This is a genomic window from Amycolatopsis orientalis DSM 40040 = KCTC 9412 (assembly GCF_000478275.1).
Lineage (GTDB): Bacteria > Actinomycetota > Actinomycetes > Mycobacteriales > Pseudonocardiaceae > Amycolatopsis > Amycolatopsis orientalis.
Genome location: NZ_ASJB01000057.1, coordinates 60692 through 79545 on the forward strand (window position 1 = coordinate 60692; position 18854 = coordinate 79545).

Genomic DNA, 18854 nt, shown 5'->3' on the forward strand with positions numbered 1-18854 from the left:
CGATGACCAATCCCGTCGCCCTGCTCGCCCGCGCGCCGGAGAAGGCCGCCGCCGCGCTGCGCGAGTTCGGCCGGATGTGCGCCATGGGGATCGACGTCGTCCTCGCGATGTTCCGCCGTCCGGTGCAGATCCGTGAGTTCATCCAGCAGTTCTGGTTCATCGCCAGTGTGTCGATCACGCCGGCGATCCTCGTGTCGATCCCGTTCGGTGCGGTCATCTCCCTGCAGCTCGGTTCCCTCACGAGCCAGATCGGCGCGCAGCAGTTCAACGGCGCCGCCAGCGTTCTCGCCGTCGTGCAGCAGGCCAGCCCGATCGTGACGACGCTGATCATCGCGGGCGCCGGGGGTTCGGCGATCTGCGCGGACCTCGGTGCCCGCTCCATCCGTGAGGAGATCGACGCGATGGAGGTGCTCGGCGTCTCGCCGATCCACCGGCTGATCGTCCCGCGGGTACAGGCCGCCATCGGCGTTTCGGTGCTGCTCAACGGTTTGGTCAGTGTCGTCGGCGTGCTCGGCGGCTATTTCTTCAACGTCATCGTGCAGGGCGGGACGCCGGGCGCGTATCTCGCGAGCTTCAACGCGCTGGCGCAGCTGCCCGACCTCGTCGTCAGCTCGATCAAGGCGTTCATCTTCGGTTTCCTCGCGGGTGTCGTCGCGTCGTACCGGGGCCTCAATCCCCGGGGCGGCCCGAAAGGCGTCGGCGACGTCGTCAACCAGTCGGTGGTGATCACGTTCCTGCTCCTGTTCTTCGTCAACACCATCCTGACCGCGCTGTACCTGCAGCTCGTCCCGGCGAAGGGAACCTGATCCCGTGACCAGCGTCCCCGAACGGGCCCGCGAGGCGTTCAAACGCCCCGGCAACAGTCTTTTCGAACTGGGCGACCAGTTGCTGTTCTACATCCGCGCGCTCGCGGCGATCCCGATGGCGGTCACCCGCTACTTCCGCGAAGTGGTGCGCCTGCTGGCGGAAGTGACCTTCGGCAGCGGCGCCCTCGCGGTCATCGGCGGCACGGTCGGGGTGATGGTCGGCCTGTGCGTGTTCACCGGGATCACGGTGGGGCTGCAGGGTTTCAGCGCACTGAACCAGATCAACATCTCGGCGATGACCGGCTTCCTCACCGCGTACTTCAACACCCGCGAGATCGCGCCGCTCTCGGCCGGGCTCGCGTTGTCCGCGACGGTCGGCGCCGGGTTCACCGCGCAGCTGGGCGCCATGCGGATCTCCGAGGAGATCGACGCGCTCGAAGTGATGGCCGTGCGCAGCATGCCGTACCTGGTCACCACCCGGATCGTGGCCGGGTTCATCGCGATCATCCCGCTCTACGTGATCGGCCTGCTGATCTCCTACCTCGGCTCGCGGGTGACGACGGTCGTCTTCTTCGGCCAGTCCGGCGGGACCTACGACCACTACTTCTCCTTGTTCCTACCGCCTGAAGACGTCTTGTGGTCGTTCGGCAAGGTACTGGTGTTCAGCGTCGGCGTGATCCTCACGCACTGCTTCTACGGCTATCGCGCGGCGGGTGGTCCGGCGGGGGTCGGCGTCGCGGTCGGGCGTGCCGTGCGGACGTCGATCGTCCTGATCAGCGTGCTGGACCTGTTCCTCAGCCTGGCCATTTGGGGCGCGACCACGACGGTGAAGGTGTCCGGATGAGCGCGCGGGCACGGACGCAGGCCGCCGGGGTGATCTTCCTCGTCATCCTGGTGCTGCTCGGCTGGCTCGCCGTCGCCATCTTCAACAAGGACTTCGACCGCGCGGAGCTGGTCACGCTCAAAACCGACCGGGTCGGCAACCAGCTGGCCCCGCCCGCCGAGGTCAAGGTCCGCGGCGTCCCGTTCGGCGAGGTCCGGGCGGTCCGCGGCAGTGCGGACGGCGCCGAGATCGATCTCGCCATCGACCCGGCGAAAATCGATCAGCTGCCGAAGAACGTCTCGGCCCGGCTGCTGCCGAAGACGGTGTTCGGTGAGCGGTACGTCAACCTCGTGCTGCCGGACCGGCCCGCCGGTGGTTCGCTGCGGGACGGCGACGTCATCACCCAGGACCGTTCGGCCAACGCGATCGAACTCGAACGCGTGCTCGGTGATCTGCTGCCCCTGCTGCGGGCGGTGCAGCCGCAGAAGCTCAACAGCTCCCTCGGCGCGATCTCGCTGGCACTCGACAATCGCGGGAAACCCTTGGGGGACAGCATCGTCCAGCTCAACGACCTGCTCGGCCGGGTGAACCCGCTGATGCCCCAGTTCAAGGCCGACATCAGCCGTGCGGCCGACGTCGCCGATCTCTACACCGGGGCCGCGCCGGACATCCTGAACGCTCTTTCGGATCTTTCCACGACGGCGAAGACCATTGTGGACACTCGCGCGGATCTCGACAAGCTGTACACCAGCGTCACCGCCGCCAGTGGTGATCTGAACAAGTTCCTGGTGCAGAACAAGGACAACATCATCGGCGTCAGCGCGAAGAGCAGGCCGACGCTGGAACTGCTCTCGCGGTACTCGCCCGAGTTCCCTTGCCTGTTCGACGCCGTGAACCGGCTCAAGCCGGTGATGGAGAAGGCATTGGGCAAGGGCACCGGCGAGCCGGGGCTGCATGTGACGCTGTCCGTCCACGACGCGCGGGACAAGTACGTGCCGGGCCGTGACGATCCGAGGTTCGACCAGAAGGGCGGACCGAGGTGTTACGGCGGGGGTGGGACTTCGGCGGCGGTGACCTTCGCCGCCGATGGGGACCTCGGCCCGGCCAATTCGAAGGGGGAACGAGGGCTGGTCGCCGAGATGCTGGCGCCGTCGCTCGGGATGCGGCCGGCCGAGGTCCCGGACTGGAGCAGCGTGCTCGTGGGCCCGGCGTTACGCGGTACGGAGGTGACCGTTCAATGAGGAGTGTCGCGGGCCCGGCGATCAAGGGCCTGATCTTCTTCGTGATCACCGCGGTGGCGACCGGTATCCTGGCCATCACCATCGCGAACTCCGGCGTCGGCACGACGGTCGGCTACACCGCCAGGTTCACCGATGCGACCTCGGTCAACCCCGGGGACGAGGTCCGGATGTCCGGGGTCCGGATCGGCCAGGTGGATTCGGTCGCCGTGGTCGAACGCCGCCTCGCGGACGTGCGGTTCTCGATCGAGGACAGGCGCCGTCTCACCGCGGGCGCGTCGATCACCATCCGGTACCGCAACCTCGTCGGCCAGCGGTACCTCGCGATCGACCCCGGTCCCGACGGCCCGCCCGTGCTCGACCGAGGAGCGCTGATCCCGCCCGAGCGGACGCATCCGGCGCTGGACCTCACCGCGTTGTTCAACGGGTTCAAACCGCTGTTCCAGGCGCTGTCGCCGAACGACGTCAACCAGCTGTCGTTCGAGATCGTCCAGGTGCTGCAGGGCGAGGGGAGCACGATCGACAGCCTGCTGGAGCACACCGCGTCGCTGACGAACACCTTGGCGGGCAAGGACGAGGTGATCGGACAGGTGGTCGGGAACCTCAACACGGTCCTCGACACGCTCAACTCCCAGGGCGATCAGTTCGACAAGCTCGTCGACGTCACCGCGCGGCTGGTCTCCGGGCTCGCCGCCGACGCGAAACCCATCGGCCAGGCGATCGGCGGGCTCGGTGAGCTCACCACGGCCACCGCCGGCCTGCTCCAGGACGGCCGCGCGCCGCTGAAGGCGGGCATCGTCACCCTCGGCGATCTGTCGAAGAACCTCGCCGACAACACCCCCGTGTTCGAACAGTTCCTGGCCAACCTCCCGAAGAAGCTGGACCGGATGGGCGCGATGGTCTCGTACGGTTCGTGGTTCAACTTCTACCTCTGCGCGGTCGAATCGGACGCGCGGCCCGCCCCGGGCGGCCCGCCGGTCGGCATCCCGCTGACCCAGGGACGGTGCCGGTGAAAGCGCCAAGGATCAAACCCTTCCGCAGCCGCAACCCGATCGTCGTCGGCGCCGTCACGGCGCTGCTGATGGCGGCGGCGGGCTCGGCGACCTTCTTCTCCGACGACCTCCCGCTGGTCGGCGGTGGTGTCACCTACTCGGCGGAATTCACCGAAGCCGCCGGGCTCAAACGCAACGACGAGGTCCGGGTCGCCGGGGTGAAGGTCGGCGAGGTCACCGACGTCCTCCTGGACGGCGGCCGGGTCAAGGTCCTGTTCCGGGTCAAGAACACCTGGATCGGCAACCGCACCACCGCCGCCATCAAGATCAAGACGTTGCTGGGGCAGAAGAACCTGGTCATCGACCCGGTCGGCAACGCGGAACTGGATCCGGACGAACCGATCCCGGTGCAGCGCACGAGTTCACCCTACGACGTCACCACGGTGTTCAACGACCTCGCGAACACCGTCGGCGCGATCGACACCGATCAGCTGGCGAAAGCGTTCGGGGTGATGTCGGAAACCCTCGGCGCCTCCACTCCGCAGGAAGTCCGGACGGCCTTCGACGGCATCACCGCCCTGTCCAAGACCCTCGCGTCGCGCGACGAGGAACTGGTGAAACTCTTCCAGAACACGAACAAGGTGTCCCGGACGCTCGGCGACCGGACGCAGCAGATCGAGGCGCTGATCCGGGACGGCAACACCCTGCTCACGGAACTGAACGCGCGCAAGGACGCGATCGCGAAGCTGTTCAGCGGCGTGAAGAACCTGTCGGTGCAGCTCAAGGGACTCGTCGCGGACAACCAGAAGACGCTCGGCCCGGCGCTCGACCAGCTCGATCGGGTCGCCACCGTGCTGCAGCGCAACCAGGACAAGCTCAGCGAGAGCCTGCGGCTGGCCGGGCCGTTCTACCGGCTGCTCGGTAACGCGGTCGGCAACGGCCGCTGGATCGACACCTACATCTGCGGGCTCGTCCCGACCGGCGGTCCGCCGGGCAGCTGCATGCCGTCGAGGAACGGGGGACGCTGATGGGGCGCCATTTCACGTTGGCCGATCTCGGGGGACAGGTCCGGCGCCGGGCCTGGGTGCGGCGGCTCGCGCTCGCCGTGGTCGCCGGGCTGCTCGTGACGGCGGCCTGGCCGCTGCTGACCAAACCGGCGGACCGGGTCCTGACCGGGTATTTCACCGCGACCGTCGGGGTCTACCCGAACACCGAGGTGCGCGTGCTCGGCGTCCCGATCGGTTCGGTGACCAAGGTCGAGCCGCGGGGGACGAACGTCGAGGTGACGATGACGATCCGGCCGGACGTCAAACTGCCGGCCGACGTCGGCGCCGTCGTCATCACCCCGAGCCTGGTCGCCGACCGGTACGTGCAGCTCTCCCCGGTGTACGTGGGCGGGCCGGAGCTGGGTGGCGACGCCCGGATCCCCCGCGAACGCACGGTGACCCCGGTCGAGGTCGACGAACTCCTGGGTAGCCTCAACCAGCTGATGACCGCGCTCGGGCCGAAGGGTGCCAACCGGGACGGCGCGGTCAGCGACGTCCTGACCAAGGCCGCGGCCTACCTCGACGGCAACGGCGGCAAACTCGGCGAGGCGATCAAGAACCTCGGCGAATTCGCCCGCACGGCGAGTGATTCCAAGGACGATCTGTTCACTTCCCTCGACAACATCAGCAAGTTCACCGCGATGCTCGCCGCGAACGACGGCCAGGTGAAACAGGCGATCCAGCAGATCTCGTCGATCAGCAAGATCCTGGCCGACCAGCGGGACCAGTTCTCCGGCGCGATGAGCGAACTCACCGAGGCGCTCAGCGTGGTCCAGGGTTTCATCAAGGACAACCGGGGCAAGGTGAAGTCCGATGTGGACAAACTCGCCGAGATCACCAAGGTGCTCGTCCAGCAGAAGGCGTCGCTGGGAGAAGCACTCGACGCGGCGCCGAACGCGCTGACGAACGTGCTCGGCGCCTACAACCAGGGTGCGGGAACGCTCGACGGCCGGGGGAACCTCACCGAATTCTCGGGGGCGAAATGAAAACCCGGCTCGCTGCCGTACTGGTCCTCGTGCTGGCCGCCACCGGCTGCGGCGACGGTGTGGACGTCTACGACATCCCGTTACCGGGCGGTGCCGCCCTGGGCGACCACCCGATCCACGTCACGGCGAGTTTCTCCAACGTGCTGGATCTCGTGCCGCAGTCCGGGGTGAAGGTGAACGACGTCCCGGTCGGCCAGGTGCGGACGGTCGAACTGGCGCCGGACGGGCGCAGCGCCGTCGTCGGGCTCCTGATCGACGGGAACGTGAACCTGCCTGCCAACGCGGTCGCGCGGCTGCGGCAGGCGAGCATCCTCGGCGAGAAGTTCGTCGAACTCGCGCCGCCGGACGAGGCGACCCCGAGCGGACGGCTGGCCGACGGCGCGGTGATCCCGCTGGCGCGCTCGTCGCTGACCCCGGAGATCGAAGAGGTCTTCGGCGCGCTTTCCTTGCTGCTCAATGGTGGAGGCGTCGCGCAGGTGCAGAACATCACCCGCGAACTCAACGACGCGCTCGGCGGCAAGGAAAGCGCGGCACGTAGCCTGTTGTCCAATTTGGACACGTTCGTGCGCGGTCTCGACGAACACAAGGCGGAGATCACCCGTGCCATCGAGAGCGTGAACAAGCTCGCGGCGACCTTGAACGCGAACACGGAGCAGATCAAGGCGACGCTGAACGGGCTCACGCCCGGCATCGAGGTACTGAACCAGCAGCGTCAGGCACTGGTCGGGATGCTGAAATCGCTGGACGGGCTCACCTCGGTCGCGGTCGACACGGTGAACCGCAGCAAGGACGACCTCGTCGCGGACCTGAAGGCGCTCGAACCGATGCTGAGGCGGCTGGCCGACTCCGGGGACAAACTGCCGAAGGCGATGGAGATGATCTTCACCTTCCCGTTCCCCGATGCCGCGCTCGACGCCCTGCGCGGTGACTACCTGAACACCTTCCTGACCTTCAAGAGCGGTGGCCGCTGATGCTGACCAAGTTCGTCCGCGGCCAGCTGGTGGTCTTCGTGGTCGTCGCGGTCCTCGGCGTCGCGTACGTCGGCGCGACGTACGCGGGGCTGGACAAGCTGGTGCTCGATCGCGGCTACACCGTGAAGGTGCGGCTCGCCACCGGAGGCGGGATCTTCAGCAACGCCGAGGTCACCTACCGGGGTGTGCCGATCGGCCGGGTCGGCGAACTGCGGCTGACCTCCTCCGGGATGGAGGTGGACCTCGACATCGAGCCCGGCAGCCCCGAAGTGCCGGCGGACACCGAAGCCGTCATCGCCAACCGATCCGCCGTCGGCGAGCAGTACGTCGACCTGCGGCCGCGCCGCGGCGACGGTGCCATGTTGCGGGACGGTTCGGTGATCAGCGAGGCGGACACGAAGATCCCGCTTCCGGTGGACGTCGTTCTGTCCAGTGTGGACTCGTTCGCCAACTCGGTGCCGAAGCCCGCCTTGCGGACCGTGGTCGACGAGCTGTACAAGGCGACGTCCGACGCGGGCCCGGCCCTGGACCAGCTCGTCGGACGGGGCATCGAGTTCGTCAAGGCGGCGAGTGCTCACGTCGATCCGCTCACCAGGTTCGTGACCGACGCGCAGACCGTGCTCGACACGCAGGTTTCGCAGGCGGACGCGATCCGCTCGTTCGGCGCGAACGCGAAACTGCTCGCCGCGACGCTGAAGAGTTCCGACGGGGATCTGCGCAGGCTGATCCCGGCCGTCCCGGCCGCGGCGAACGAGGTCAGTTCCGTGCTGCGGGAGACCGGGCCGAGCCTCGGCATCCTGCTGGCGAACCTGCTGACCACCGCGGACGTACTGGAAACGCGGCTGGACGGCGTCGAGCAACTGCTGGTCACAGCGCCGAAGGCGGTCGCGGCGGGCGCCGCGATCATGGGCCCGGACGGTGCGCACGTCGGCCTGTCGCTGACGTTCTTCGATCCGCCGCCGTGCGTCACCGGTTACGGGACCGGCTACCGCGACGGACTCGACACGGCACCGCGTCCGTTGAACACCGCCGCGCGCTGCGCGCTGCCGAAGGGGAATCCGACGAACGTCCGCGGTTCGCAGAACGTCCCGGGGAGGTGAAGGTCATGACCAGATTCGCTGCCCTCCTCGCGGTGATCGCCACGGCGTTCGCCGCCTGGTTCGGCTACTCCTGGTGGGACGCGAGCCGCGACGACGGTGTCGCGCGGGCCACGGTCCGGGAGGACGCGCTGACGGCGGGGAGGCAGGCGGTCGCCGCACTGACCACTTTGGACTACCGGCAGGCGGAACAGGGTTACCAGAACTGGCTGAACCTCTCCGGCGGCGCGCTGCACGACGAGCTGGCGCGGGACCGGGAAGGCGGCCTCGGCCGGATCGGCCAGGCGAAGACCGTGACCACCGGCCGGGTCGTCGACGCCGCGGTGACCGAAGTGGACAGTGGCGGCGGGACCGCCGAAGTGATCGCGTCGGTCGAACTCGAGGTCCGGCCCGACGGCGGGGAGGCCGTGACCAAGCACAACCGGTTCCGGGCCGGCCTGAACCGGACGCCGGACGGGTGGCGGGTCACGTCGCTCGGCCAGGTGCCGGTGACCGACACCGGAAAGCCATGACGGAGGACGGATGACCACGAAACGAGCCGTCAAGCCGGTGCGGCGCACCGTGAAGGTGGCCGGGAAAATGGGCGGGAGCACCAAGGTCCTCGACGCGCCCGATGAGGCCGACCCGGTGGACGACGTCCCGGAGGTTTCCGAGGAGACCGTCGCACCGGTGCGGCGTCGGGGCGCTCTGGCTTTCGGCGCGGTCGCGCTGGTGATGGCGGGCCTCGCGGGGTGGTTCGCGATCGAGGCGCGGGACACGACGGCGGTCTTGGCGCACAACACCGCGCTGACCGACGTCGCCGCGACCGCCGAGGTGAGCGACCAGGTCGGCAAGGCGCTCGGCACGATCTTCTCCTACCGGTATGACGATCCCGCCAAGAGCGAACAGGCGGCGAAAGAGGTCCTCTCCGGACCCGCGCTGGGTCAGTACGATCAGCTGTTCGCCCAGGTCCGGAACCTGGCGACGGCGCAGAAACTGGTCGTGACCTCGACCCCGGTGGTCTCGGGCGTCAAGATCCTCGACGGGGACCGGGCGTCGCTGCTGGTGTTCCTCGACCAGACCGGCGTCCGCGGGGACGGGCAGCGGAGTTCCGGTGCGGCGCAGCTGAGCGTCACTGCCGAACGGTCCGAAGGTAGGTGGCGGGTCACCGCCCTCGCCGCCGCCTGACCCACTTGACCCTCCCGCGCATTCAGAGGACTAAACGTGAGGGTGTGGCGCTGGCGCGTTCGGGCGTCCCCAAAGTGGCATTGGGGACGTTCGGTGTCCCCAATGCCACTTTGGGGACACCGGCTCCGTGACGTCGGCCCGGATCCCCGGTTTGAAGGGAACTTTCGAGACGTTCAACGTCCGAAAGGGAGCCTTCAGGACACCTCGGGCCACGAGAGCCTCACCTTGCGCCGGGTTGTGCCAACCCGCTGCGTGACCCGCTGCCGCATTTAGAGGACTAAACGCGAAGGCGCTGACTCGTATGAGCTGAAGGGCCCTTTCCCCGCATGCGATGCGGGGAAAGCGCCCTTCGCCGCGTGACACGCGGGGAAAGGGCCCTTCGCCGCATGAGATGTGGGGAAATGGCCCTTCGCTGCGTGAGATGTGGGGAAAGCGTCCTTCGCGGAGTCGGGTCAGGAGGCGGGGGGGCAGGAGGCGAGGGTCAGGAGGCGGCGGCGCGCAGGGCGAGGATCATCTCGAAGCGTCGCTCGGGGTCCTTCAGCCCGTCCGCGAACAGCGCCTCGAGTTCCTGGGCACGGGACCGCACCGTCTGCGGGTGCACCGCGAGCCGCTCCGCCACCTCACGGACGTTCCCGCACGTCTCCAGCCACGCCAGCAGGGTCCCGGCCAGCCGCGAGTGCTGCTTCCCAGTGAGCCCGGCCAGCGGCCCGAGCCGCTCCCGCACCAGCTCGGCGGCCAGAAACGGTTCCTTGAGCAGCCACAGTCGCGAAAGGTGGTCGGCACACCATGTCACCGGCTCGTCGGCGAGCGCGCCGGACCCGACGAGCCGCAGTGCCTCTCGCGCGGCCCGTAGGGAACGCGCCGCGAAGGAGGGCGGGACGGCGGGGCCGACCGCGGCCCGCCAGCCGGCCAGGTTTTCGGCGAATTGTTCCCGTTCATCCGGTTCCGGCGCGGGCAGCAACAAGCAGGGCGAACTGCTCTCGAAGTCCGCCAGCGCGCTCGAAGCAGCCGCCGGAGCTTCGTCCGACGGCTGGTCGAGTGCGACGGCGACGAGCAGGTCCGGTAGCTGCCAGCGTGCGAGGTCGGCGGCGTGTTTGACGACGTCGGGCGGCGACGGCGGTTCGGCGAGCAGGAGTTCCATCAGCCGGTGACGCCGTCGCTCCAGCGCGCCCGCGGCCTTCTCCCGCGCCTCCGCGTGGCCCTCGACGGACAGCGCCGACAGCTCGTCGATGTAGGCGAAGATGGCCTCCGCGAGCAGGCACAACGTCGCCGAAGGAACGCCCGTGCGCCGCCCGGCCTCGGCCACGCGGCGCCAGGTCACCCTCGCCCCGACCCGGTACGCCGCCTGGAGGACGTCGACGTTGCGGCCCTGGTGGAACTCCTGGACGCCCAGGCTCAGGAACACGCTCCGCCGGTCTTCCGACGGCGCCTCCGGGTTCCCGATCCGCTCCAGGAACTGCAGGAACGCCATCTGGACACCGGTTTTGAGCGCCTTGCCGAACGCGCCGTCCAGCGGCCGGGCGTAGTCGGGGATGGTCCGCTGGATCTCGCGGACCACCTCCCCGGCCACGTCGGCCAGCACCGGCCGGAACACCGTCGCCAGTTCTCGCGGCAGCAGTGCCCAGAGCTGGACGGGACGTCCGCTCGACCCGCCCGGCCGGGCGGGCGTGAGGAGCGGTCCGTACGTCGCCTCGACCCCGCTGCGGCCATCCTGCGGTCGGGTCACCTCGTCACCTCGTTGTGAGTGGGAACGCTGATCAGTCCTCGGCGAGCAAGGCCTCCGCGCGCAGGGCGATCTCCATGTCGAGCCGGTCGTCGGCGTTGTTCAACCGGTCGCCGAAGAGATCGATGAGCTGGTGCATGCGGTACCGGACGGTCTGGGGGTGGACCTTGAGTTTCTTCGCGATCTCCGGAGCGCTGCCCCGGGACTGCAGCCAGATCAGCAACGTCTCCCCGAGCCGCGCCCGCTGCTTGGGCGTGAGATCGTCGAACGGGGCGAGGCTGCGCGTGCACAGCTCGCGGACCAGGAACTCGTCGGCGAGCAGCCACAGGGTGGACAGGTGGTCGCTGTAGCGGGTGACCGGTTTGTCCGGCAGGACCCCGCGCTGGACCAGCCGCAGGGTGCGGCGGGCCCACAGCAGGGAGCGCGGCGCTTCGGTGAGCCGCACGGCCGGGCCGATCACCGCTCGCCAGCCGGGGAGCCGCTCGGCGAGGTCCTTCAGGTGCCTGTCGGGATCCCCGGTGACCAGGCAGGGCTTAGGGCCCTCGAAGTCGACCAGGACGTCGGCGTCGAGGTCGGCGCTGTCGGAGTCGAGGGGGCCGCTCCGGCGTTCCAGCGCGACGACCGTGACCTCGGCGGGCAGCGCCCACTGGGCGTTGGCCGCGTGGGACGCGATCGACTGCGGTGAGGACGGCGGATCGGAGAGCATGAGTTCGAGCAGCCGCCGTCTGCGTCTGGCCCTGGTACCGGCGGCCCGTTCCTGCGCGGCCGTGTAGCCCTCGATGGACAGTGCGGAAATCTCGTCCACGTAAGCGAAAATCGCCTCGGCCGCGGTGCACAGGAGATCGGCGTCCGCTCCGATCGCCTGCCCGAATTCCGAAACGTGCCGCCAGGCGACCCGGCCGCCGACGCGGTAGGCCGTCTGCAGGCAGTCGAGACTGCGGCCCTCCTTGAACTCGACCTTCCCGAGATTGCGGAAGACCGCGGACCACTTGTCGAGCGGGGCCGTCCCCTGACCGACCGTATCGAGGCAATGCAGGATGGCCTGCCGGATACCCTGAGTGATGATCTGTCCGAACGCGCCTTCCAGTGGCTGGGCGTATTCGGGGACGGCTCGTTGTACCTCCTGGAGGATGGCTCGGGCCAAAGGGTCGGCACGCGGCCGGAACCGCTCGCCGAGTTCCCGTGGCAGTGACGCCCACAGTCCATTCGCACCGGTGCTGCGCACAGGTCGGTTCTCCACTGGGGTTCTCGGTGCCGGCGTGAAGGCGCGCGGTCGCTGGACCGGACCCGGTGGCTGGCGGTGCGGGGTGGCGGGGTGACGCACGTCGGGGTCTGGCCGTGCGGTCCGCAGATCGTGCCGCGAGAACCCGGTATCCAAGTCGGTCATGTTTTTATCCTTGGTAGCAACAAAATCAGCCTCTTCAACGGTGAAGCCGATCCAGATTTTGTGGCTCACGCAACATAAAATCCGGCCGAGAGGACTGTCAACGGCTGGCGGGACCTTGATCGGCCACCTGGATGGACTACACCCGAACGGGTGGTCCGATCCGGCGGCGGGTGACATTTAGGCACGCCTGAGATGGGGTCCGGGTGACAACTTTTCCGGGACCTTCTTCACGGCCTTCGCGCGGTTTTCGACCTCATTCGCCGCCTCGCTCGCCTGAACGAGGATCTCGACGACCTCTTCGAGGGTCAGCCGGGCGGGTTCCGTCTCGTCCAGGAAGCGTTCGAGCTCCGCGCCGAACCGGGCCGGGTCGGCTACATGTGGAAAGTGTTTCGCATTTTCGAACACGGTCAAGCGGCTACCCGGCAGCAGTTCTGCCGTCTTTCGGCCGTGCTCGACCGGGATGAGCGGGTCGTGCGCGCCCCAGATCATCAGCGTCGGCACCTGCTCGGCGAGGTAGAGCTTGTCGACGGCGCTCGCGCGCTGGCCGCGGAGGTCGATCAGGCTGCGCGCGATGAAGAGGAACGCCCGGCGGCGGCCCACGTCGGAGAGTGACGAAAGATGCCGGGTCAGCTCCCGGGTCTCCGGGGCCAGCTTCCCGCCGAGCCCGCGGCCCGCGGCGGCGATCCCGCGGGCGATCGCGACGGTGACGGGGTTGACGGCGGCGGCGAGTGCCGCCTTGGCGCCCGGGAGCGCCGTCGCGCGCAGGACCGCGGTCACCTGCGGGCCGAGTCCGGCGCTGCCCACGAGCACCAGCCGGGCGCACATCTCCGGGAACTGGTAGGCGAACTGCATCGCGATCCCGCCGCCGAGGGAGTGCCCGGCGATGGTCGCGTGGTGGTTCCCGGTGACGGCGAGGATGTCGCGGACGACGCTGGCCATCGCGCCGAGGCCGTAGTCGGCCCTCGGTGAGCCGGAGTCGCCGTGGCCGGGCAGATCGGGGACGAGGACGTGCCGCCCGAACCCGGTCCGCTCGAAATGGTCTAGCAGCGGGATCCAGGTCTCCCCGCTGCCGGAGATCCCGTGCAGCAGCACGAGCGGCTCGCCCGTGGTGTCCCTTGTGGACGGCAGGTATTCCCGCAGCCGGATTTCCTGCCCGTGCAGGGTCAGTGTGCGCGCTTCGAGGGCCATGTCCCGCCTTTCCGTTGTCGGGCGTCAAAATAACGTGAGGAAAGCCTGGTTCGTCAGCGTGTCGCCGGACACGTCCGGCAATTGCGGCGGAGGTGACAAGAATGCCGGGGCCGACCCCGGAGCCGGATGCCAAAACCTGGACACCGGAACAATTGCGCATCGACATTTTCCGACCGTGCCGGTATTCAGGAAAGCGTCGGTAAACACCCGTCACCACGGGAGAAAGCATGGCTGCGACGACGCACCGTGCCGGATCGGCGGCCGTTCTCTGATGGCCTGCCGGGCGGACTTCCACATCGATCAGCCGAGGGTGAAGGCCGCCCGCCGCGGCCTGCGCTGGGTACTTCCCACCGTGCGTCCACCGGAACGCCGGGTCCGCCGGGTCAGCTCCCTGGCGCGTCTTCGTCGCGGCGGTGGGCGCGCATGAGCCGCTGGGCGCGCAGCGCGAGGTGCATGCCCAGCCGGTCGTCGGCGTCCTTGAGCCGGTCGCCGAACAGTTCTTCCAGTTGCCGCAGGCGATTCCGCACGGTCTGCGGATGCACCCCCAGCCGTTGCGCGATCTCCGGCGCCCCACCGCGGGTCTCCAGCCAGGCCAGAAGCGTTTCGCTGAGCCGTTCCCGCTGTTTCCCGCTCAGTGACGAGAACGGGTCGAGGCTCCGCTTGGCCAGTTCGGCGGCGAGGAAGTCCTCGGCGAGCAGCCACAGCGTGGCGAGATGATCCCGGCACCAGACGATCGGACCGGGCGCGTCCTCGCTGGTCAGCAGTAGTGCGCGGCGGGCGGTGCGCAGGGCGGCCGGGGCGTCGGCGAGCGGGACCACGGGGGAGACCGCCGCACGCCAGCCGTCCATCGCGTCCTTCAGCGGCGCCAGATCGGTGTCGGGATCCGCGGTGAGCAGGTACGGCTCGGCGGTGTCGAGGTCACGCAGCACGTCGTCGGCCAGGAGGTGGGCGGGGAACTCGCCGGCGCCCGGAGCGCGCTGGAGCGCGACCATGGCCGCGACCCGCGGGACCCGCCACCCGGCCCCCTTCGCCAGGCTCGCGATACTGCACGCGGATCCTTCCGGCGCCTGCGCGATCAGTTCGAGCAGACGGCGCCGCCGGAGCGGGATCGCGCCCGCGGCCTGGGCTTCCGCCTCCTGATAGCCCTCGATCGTCGTCGCGCACAGTTCGTCGACGTAGACGAAGACGGATTCCGCCGCGAGCGCGATGACGTCGGCCCCGACGCCGAGCCCGCGCACGATGGGCCGCATCGCGCGCCAGCCCGCCCGTGCGCCGATCGTCGCGCTGTCGTGCAACGGTTCCAGGCCGCGGCCCTCGGTGAACTCGATCCGCCCGCGCAGGCGGTAGAAGTCGATCCAGCGGTCGTGCGGGACGCCGGGATCGCCGATGCAGTCGACGTAGTGCCGCAGCGCCCGTTCGCAGGAAACGACCAGGACCCGGCCGAAGACGCCGCGCAACGGCTGGGAATACGCGGCGACCGAACGCTGTACCTCTTTGATCATCGCGGCCGTGGCGTGACCGGTATACGGACGCAGTTCGTCGCCGAGCGAACGTGGCAACGCCGCCAGCATGGGGAAACTGCGGTACTCGACCACGAGGACCACCTTTGATTTCGACGAACGGGGTGACGGGAAACATGAATCCCTTTGCACGGCCGCGCCGGATCGACGGGAACGGTGCCGGGAGTGTTTGTACTCGATCGGCCGAGGTCGTGTACCGCGAATGTGACGTTGAATTGGCGACGGAAAGTCGCGGTACCCCGCGCCGGCTCCACGGACGGATGTTTCGCCACGACGGCTTTTGACACGGATGTGGCGCCGGTTCTACGCTCCGTGCATTCGAGTGCGCCGGTGGCGCGCGGACGAAAGGGAATGGGTGCCCGGAATCGTCGGCATACTTCCGAGCGGGGGAACGCATCCGTGAGCTGGCAGCCCGTTGGTTCGTTGTGGGCACGCCTGCCGAGGGAACTCGGTGACGCGGTCCGGCCGTGGATCCCGGCGATCGCCCGGCAGTGCGTCGAGGGCGTGATGGCCGAAATCGGTGAATGCGCCGAGGTTTTCAGCGACGCCGAAGCCCGTGCCGCGGCCGTGGAGCTGACCAGGCGCGGTATCGAACGCGCCATCGACCGCGTCGGTGTCCCCGAACTGCTGCAGAACGACCTCTTGACCGACTTCCGTGAACAGGGCCGGATCGCGTTCCAGCAAGGACTCAGCCGGGAGGCCGCGCAGGCGGCGTTCCGGGTCTCGAGCCGCGTGCTGTGGCGGTCGATCGCCGCGGCAGGCCGTCGGCTGCACCTCTCCGGCGACGTCCTCTACGGCGCGGCCGAATGCCTGTTCGGCGACGTCGTCGAAGTGACGATGGCACTGACCGAGGGCTACAACGCGGCACAGGCCGAGGCCACCGGACCCGCGGAGCAGCGGGCGAGGCTGTTCCGGCTGCTGACCGGCGGCGGCGGGTACGCCCAGGCGGACGTCGGCGCGCTCGCCGTCGCGATCGGCTGGCGGATCCCGCACCGGATCACGGCGGTCGTCTTCACCGCCGCGCCCGGCGCGCCCCCGTTCCCCGCGGGCCTGCTCCCGACAGCGGTACCCGCGGATCTCGTCTCGGACGCGCCCGGTGCGCTGGTGGCCTGCCCCGAAGCCGATCTCGGTGGCCTCCGGGAGCTGCCTGCCGGGTGGACGGCCACGGTCGGGGTGTCCGTCCCGGTGGCGCAGGCCGCCGAGTCGTTCCGGATCGCCCGTCGCGCGGCCGAACTGGCCCAGCGGGGGATGATCACGATGGTCGGCCCGGTGCTGTGGTGCGAGGAGCACATCACCACGTTGCTGTTGCTCGCCGACGAGTTCCTGCTGGACCAGCTGGCCGGAGAGGCACTGGAACCGTTGTCGGGACTGGCGCCACGGCAGCACGAGGAGCTGGCGGCGACGCTGCTCACGCAGGTGCAGACGCGGGGGAGCGCGCCCGAGATCGCCCGGCAGCTCGCTGTGCACCCGCAGACGGTGCGGGCACGCCTGCGCCGTCTCACGGAGTTGTTCGGGGAACGGCTGGAGGATCCGGATCAGCGCCTGCGGATCGAACTCGCGCTGCGCGCCGAACGCCTGCGCCCCGCCGAGTTGTAGCCCACCGCCGCTCAAGCCTCGTGAGTGGTAATGACGGTTCTAACCGTCATTACCACTCACGACCAGAGGGCAGCGGGATCAGCAGTTCGACGTCGCCGGGGTGCCCGCGACCCGGTCCTTGACGAAGGCGAGCACGTCGGCGTTGCCGGTGTAGACCGCGGTGATGTGGTCGGTTTCGTAGGTCTTCCACGTTTCCTTGACACCGGCCGCGCAATAGGTCTTGTGCAGTGCGTCGGCCTGGGAGAACTGCACGAGCTGGTCCTGGGTGGCGTGGTAGAGGAACAGCGGGACCTTGATCGGTGTGCCGCCCAGCTTGTTCTCGGTGAGCCGCTTGACCCATTCCGGCCGGACGTAGCCCGCGCTGGTCGTGTAGTCGGCGATCTTCTGGTTCGCGTAGGTGGTGAGCAGTTCGAACGTGCACGCGCTCTTCTGCATCTCCGCCAGTTTCACGCGGCCGTTGTCGCTGAGGAACGAATCCAGCTTCAGTTCGGGGTAGGCGTTGTCCAGGCCGACGAGGGCGTAGGCGAAGACGCCGAAGCCGAACTTCCCGTCGAGCTGCAGGGTGACCTGGACCAGATCGGCCGGGACACCGCCGGCCGCGACGCCGACGAGGTTCAGTTCCGGCGCATAGGTCGGCTGAAGTTCACCGGCCCAGGCCGCCGCGCCGCCGCCCTGCGAATAGCCGCGGAAGAGCACCTTGGCGTCGGCGGACAGTTTCGCCTCGGGCAGGCGCTGAGCGGCACGGACCGCGTCGATCACCGCCGGGCCTTCGGACCGGCCGACCACGTACGTCGTCTTCGGGTCCTGCCGGTAGCCCTCGTAGTCGGTGAGCGCGACGGCGTAACCGGCGTCGAGGAGGTCGTCGAGGCCGGACTGTTCGTAGAACGCGCCGATGTCGATCATCTTCGACGGCGTACAGGTGAACGCCGGGCCGTGCGTGCCCGCGGCGAACGAGACGATCGGCGCCTTCGCCGGGTCCGCGTTCTTCGGCACCAGCACGGTCCCGGTCACCGCGTCCGGCTGCCCGAGGGCGTTGGTGGACAGGTACATCACCTGCCACGCGTTGACGGAATCCTTACGCGGTCCCGCTTTCGAGACCCGTGAGCGGATGATGTCGCCCGGTTTGCCCGCCGGGAGCGGGGACGGCGGGGTGTAGAACGAGTCGTCGGACGCCGCCGGGACGGCGGAGTTCGCCGGGCCGCCGCTCAGCGCGGTCAGCACGCCGGCGGACAGGACGATCGCCAGCGCGGCGGCGAGCGTCCGGCGGGTCGGACGGGGGAACGAGATCGGCACGGCCGGGCCTCCAGAGAGCACGGGACGGATGTCAGGCGTTGCCGCCGTAGACCTGGCGACAGGTCGGGGATTCGGTGAAGGCGAGGTCGAGTTCCGCGTTGGCGCGGAGGTGCTTGATCGGGCCCTCGGGCTCGCTCAAACCGCTCATCGTGGTGTCGGCGTCGGCCACCACCTTCTGCAGGCTCGCCTGGTCGGTGACCGGCGCGCCCTGCATCTTCGTCAGGGTGTCCGTCACCTTCGTCTTGGTCTCGCCGAGCGTGGTGGTGGCCTTGTCCACCGCGGACTGTCCCTCCGGGACCGGCGGCACCCCGGCGTTCCGGATCCCGCCCGCCATGTCGTCGAGGGCGGCGGAGAGCGAATTCAGGAAGCCCACCATGGCGGTCTTCGTCCCCTGGGGATTGGCGGGGTCGAACGCGGGCGGCTGGGACAGCTTCGCCGACGCCGTCGCGACTCCGGAGCACACCTTGTCCGCCCAGGCGAGCGCGGCGGGGTCGGCGTGGCGGCCGGCGTCGGCGGGCTCGTCGGATCCGCAGGCGCTCAGCAGGCTCACCGCGGCGGTCACGGAGACGGTGGCGAACGCGATTCGCGCTGCCGTGCGGCGCATTCTTTTCATGGTTTCCCCGTCGAATTCGGCGAAAGAGGGGCCGATGGCCGTCGACAGCGGAAAACAACTGTGGTCGACGGCGACCGGCTTGCTGAACTGGGAGGTTACTCACGAAAGATTCCGTCAGGCAAGCCGGTCGGTGCACCATGGAAGCGGGAAAAGGCGCGATTGGCACGCGGGACACAGTTTCACGCCGCTGGATTGTCACCGGCGTCAGTGGTTCCGCCAGGCCCCGCTGGTGGCTCTGTACTGGGGAAACTCGTGTGCTCTTACTAGGAACAGCGGACAGGCACCGTGCCAGGGTGACAATTTGCCGTCCGCCCGTCAACTTTTACGGGTGAGGCCTTGATAGTGGTCCTGTCACGTCGTTAGTTTACTGTTCGGTTGCGATCCGTCAGACATCGTCGCTACCCGGAG

17 protein-coding genes are annotated in these 18854 nt (G+C 68.9%); 11 read left to right on the forward strand and 6 right to left on the reverse strand.

From position 1 onward, the window contains the following. Window positions 1-2 precede the first annotated feature (2 nt). Genes L324_RS18885 through L324_RS18930 form a run of 10 tightly spaced genes read left to right on the forward strand, consistent with a single transcriptional unit; the run spans window position 3 to window position 9126 of the window. Window positions 3-806, forward strand: a complete 804-nt coding sequence (locus tag L324_RS18885; protein WP_037309862.1) for an MlaE family ABC transporter permease — start codon at window positions 3-5, stop codon at window positions 804-806. Between the two features lie 4 nt (window positions 807-810). Further along, window positions 811-1650 (forward strand): MlaE family ABC transporter permease, encoded by an 840-nt coding sequence (locus L324_RS18890; RefSeq protein ID WP_007033208.1) that lies wholly within the window; start codon window positions 811-813, stop codon window positions 1648-1650. Continuing rightward, entirely contained in the window at window positions 1647-2870 is a 1224-nt protein-coding gene (locus tag L324_RS18895; RefSeq protein WP_037310227.1) for an MCE family protein, read from the forward strand. The genes L324_RS18890 and L324_RS18895 overlap by 4 nt, the downstream gene beginning before the upstream one ends. Then, a complete protein-coding gene (locus tag L324_RS18900; protein ID WP_037309866.1) occupies window positions 2867-3880 on the forward strand; it encodes an MlaD family protein in 1014 nt (337 codons plus the stop codon). Before L324_RS18895 ends, L324_RS18900 begins: the two co-directional genes overlap by 4 nt. After that, window positions 3877-4887 (forward strand): MCE family protein, encoded by a 1011-nt coding sequence (locus tag L324_RS18905; protein ID WP_235783572.1) that lies wholly within the window; start codon window positions 3877-3879, stop codon window positions 4885-4887. Before L324_RS18900 ends, L324_RS18905 begins: the two co-directional genes overlap by 4 nt. After that, window positions 4887-5891: an MCE family protein gene (locus L324_RS18910; protein ID WP_037309868.1), complete on the forward strand. Its 1005-nt coding sequence runs from the start codon at window positions 4887-4889 to the stop codon at window positions 5889-5891. The genes L324_RS18905 and L324_RS18910 overlap by 1 nt, the downstream gene beginning before the upstream one ends. Continuing rightward, window positions 5888-6862 carry an MCE family protein gene (locus L324_RS18915; RefSeq protein WP_037309872.1) on the forward strand — a complete coding sequence of 325 codons (975 nt, stop codon included), beginning with the start codon at window positions 5888-5890 and terminating at the stop codon, window positions 6860-6862. The genes L324_RS18910 and L324_RS18915 overlap by 4 nt, the downstream gene beginning before the upstream one ends. Continuing rightward, window positions 6862-7962 (forward strand): MCE family protein, encoded by a 1101-nt coding sequence (locus tag L324_RS18920; protein WP_037309875.1) that lies wholly within the window; start codon window positions 6862-6864, stop codon window positions 7960-7962. The genes L324_RS18915 and L324_RS18920 overlap by 1 nt, the downstream gene beginning before the upstream one ends. Window positions 7963-7967: 5 nt before the next feature. Beyond that, complete coding sequence (locus L324_RS18925; RefSeq protein ID WP_037310233.1) at window positions 7968-8471, forward strand: Rv1363c family protein; 504 nt, start codon at window positions 7968-7970, stop codon at window positions 8469-8471. 10 nt (window positions 8472-8481) lie between these two features. Continuing rightward, entirely contained in the window at window positions 8482-9126 is a 645-nt protein-coding gene (locus L324_RS18930) for a hypothetical protein (protein ID WP_037309878.1), read from the forward strand. Window positions 9127-9607: 481 nt separating this feature from the next. Here the strand turns inward: L324_RS18930 and L324_RS18935 are convergent, their stop codons facing one another. The 4 genes from L324_RS18935 to L324_RS18950 form a co-directional block, all read right to left on the reverse strand. Next, the gene (locus tag L324_RS18935; protein ID WP_037309881.1) at window positions 9608-10852 is read right to left on the reverse strand and encodes a PucR family transcriptional regulator; all 1245 of its coding nucleotides are present in this window, start codon (window positions 10850-10852) and stop codon (window positions 9608-9610) included. A 31-nt stretch (window positions 10853-10883) separates the two neighbouring features. After that, complete coding sequence (locus tag L324_RS18940) at window positions 10884-12074, reverse strand: PucR family transcriptional regulator (RefSeq protein WP_037309883.1); 1191 nt, start codon at window positions 12072-12074, stop codon at window positions 10884-10886. A gap of 339 nt (window positions 12075-12413) precedes the next feature. Next, the gene (locus L324_RS18945) at window positions 12414-13424 is read right to left on the reverse strand and encodes an alpha/beta fold hydrolase (RefSeq protein WP_037309886.1); all 1011 of its coding nucleotides are present in this window, start codon (window positions 13422-13424) and stop codon (window positions 12414-12416) included. 383 nt (window positions 13425-13807) lie between these two features. Next, window positions 13808-15028 carry a PucR family transcriptional regulator gene (locus L324_RS18950; RefSeq protein WP_152546911.1) on the reverse strand — a complete coding sequence of 407 codons (1221 nt, stop codon included), beginning with the start codon at window positions 15026-15028 and terminating at the stop codon, window positions 13808-13810. A gap of 315 nt (window positions 15029-15343) precedes the next feature. On the opposite strand from L324_RS18950, the gene L324_RS18955 reads away from it, so the two are divergent. Then, window positions 15344-16540 carry a PucR-like N-terminal domain-containing protein gene (locus L324_RS18955; RefSeq protein WP_037309889.1) on the forward strand — a complete coding sequence of 399 codons (1197 nt, stop codon included), beginning with the start codon at window positions 15344-15346 and terminating at the stop codon, window positions 16538-16540. A gap of 78 nt (window positions 16541-16618) precedes the next feature. On the opposite strand, the gene L324_RS18960 is transcribed toward L324_RS18955, so the two are convergent. Then, a complete protein-coding gene (locus L324_RS18960; RefSeq protein WP_037309892.1) occupies window positions 16619-17833 on the reverse strand; it encodes a lipase family protein in 1215 nt (404 codons plus the stop codon). Window positions 17834-17864: 31 nt separating this feature from the next. Then, a complete protein-coding gene (locus L324_RS18965; RefSeq protein ID WP_037309896.1) occupies window positions 17865-18437 on the reverse strand; it encodes a hypothetical protein in 573 nt (190 codons plus the stop codon). Between the last annotated feature and the right edge of the window lie 417 nt (window positions 18438-18854).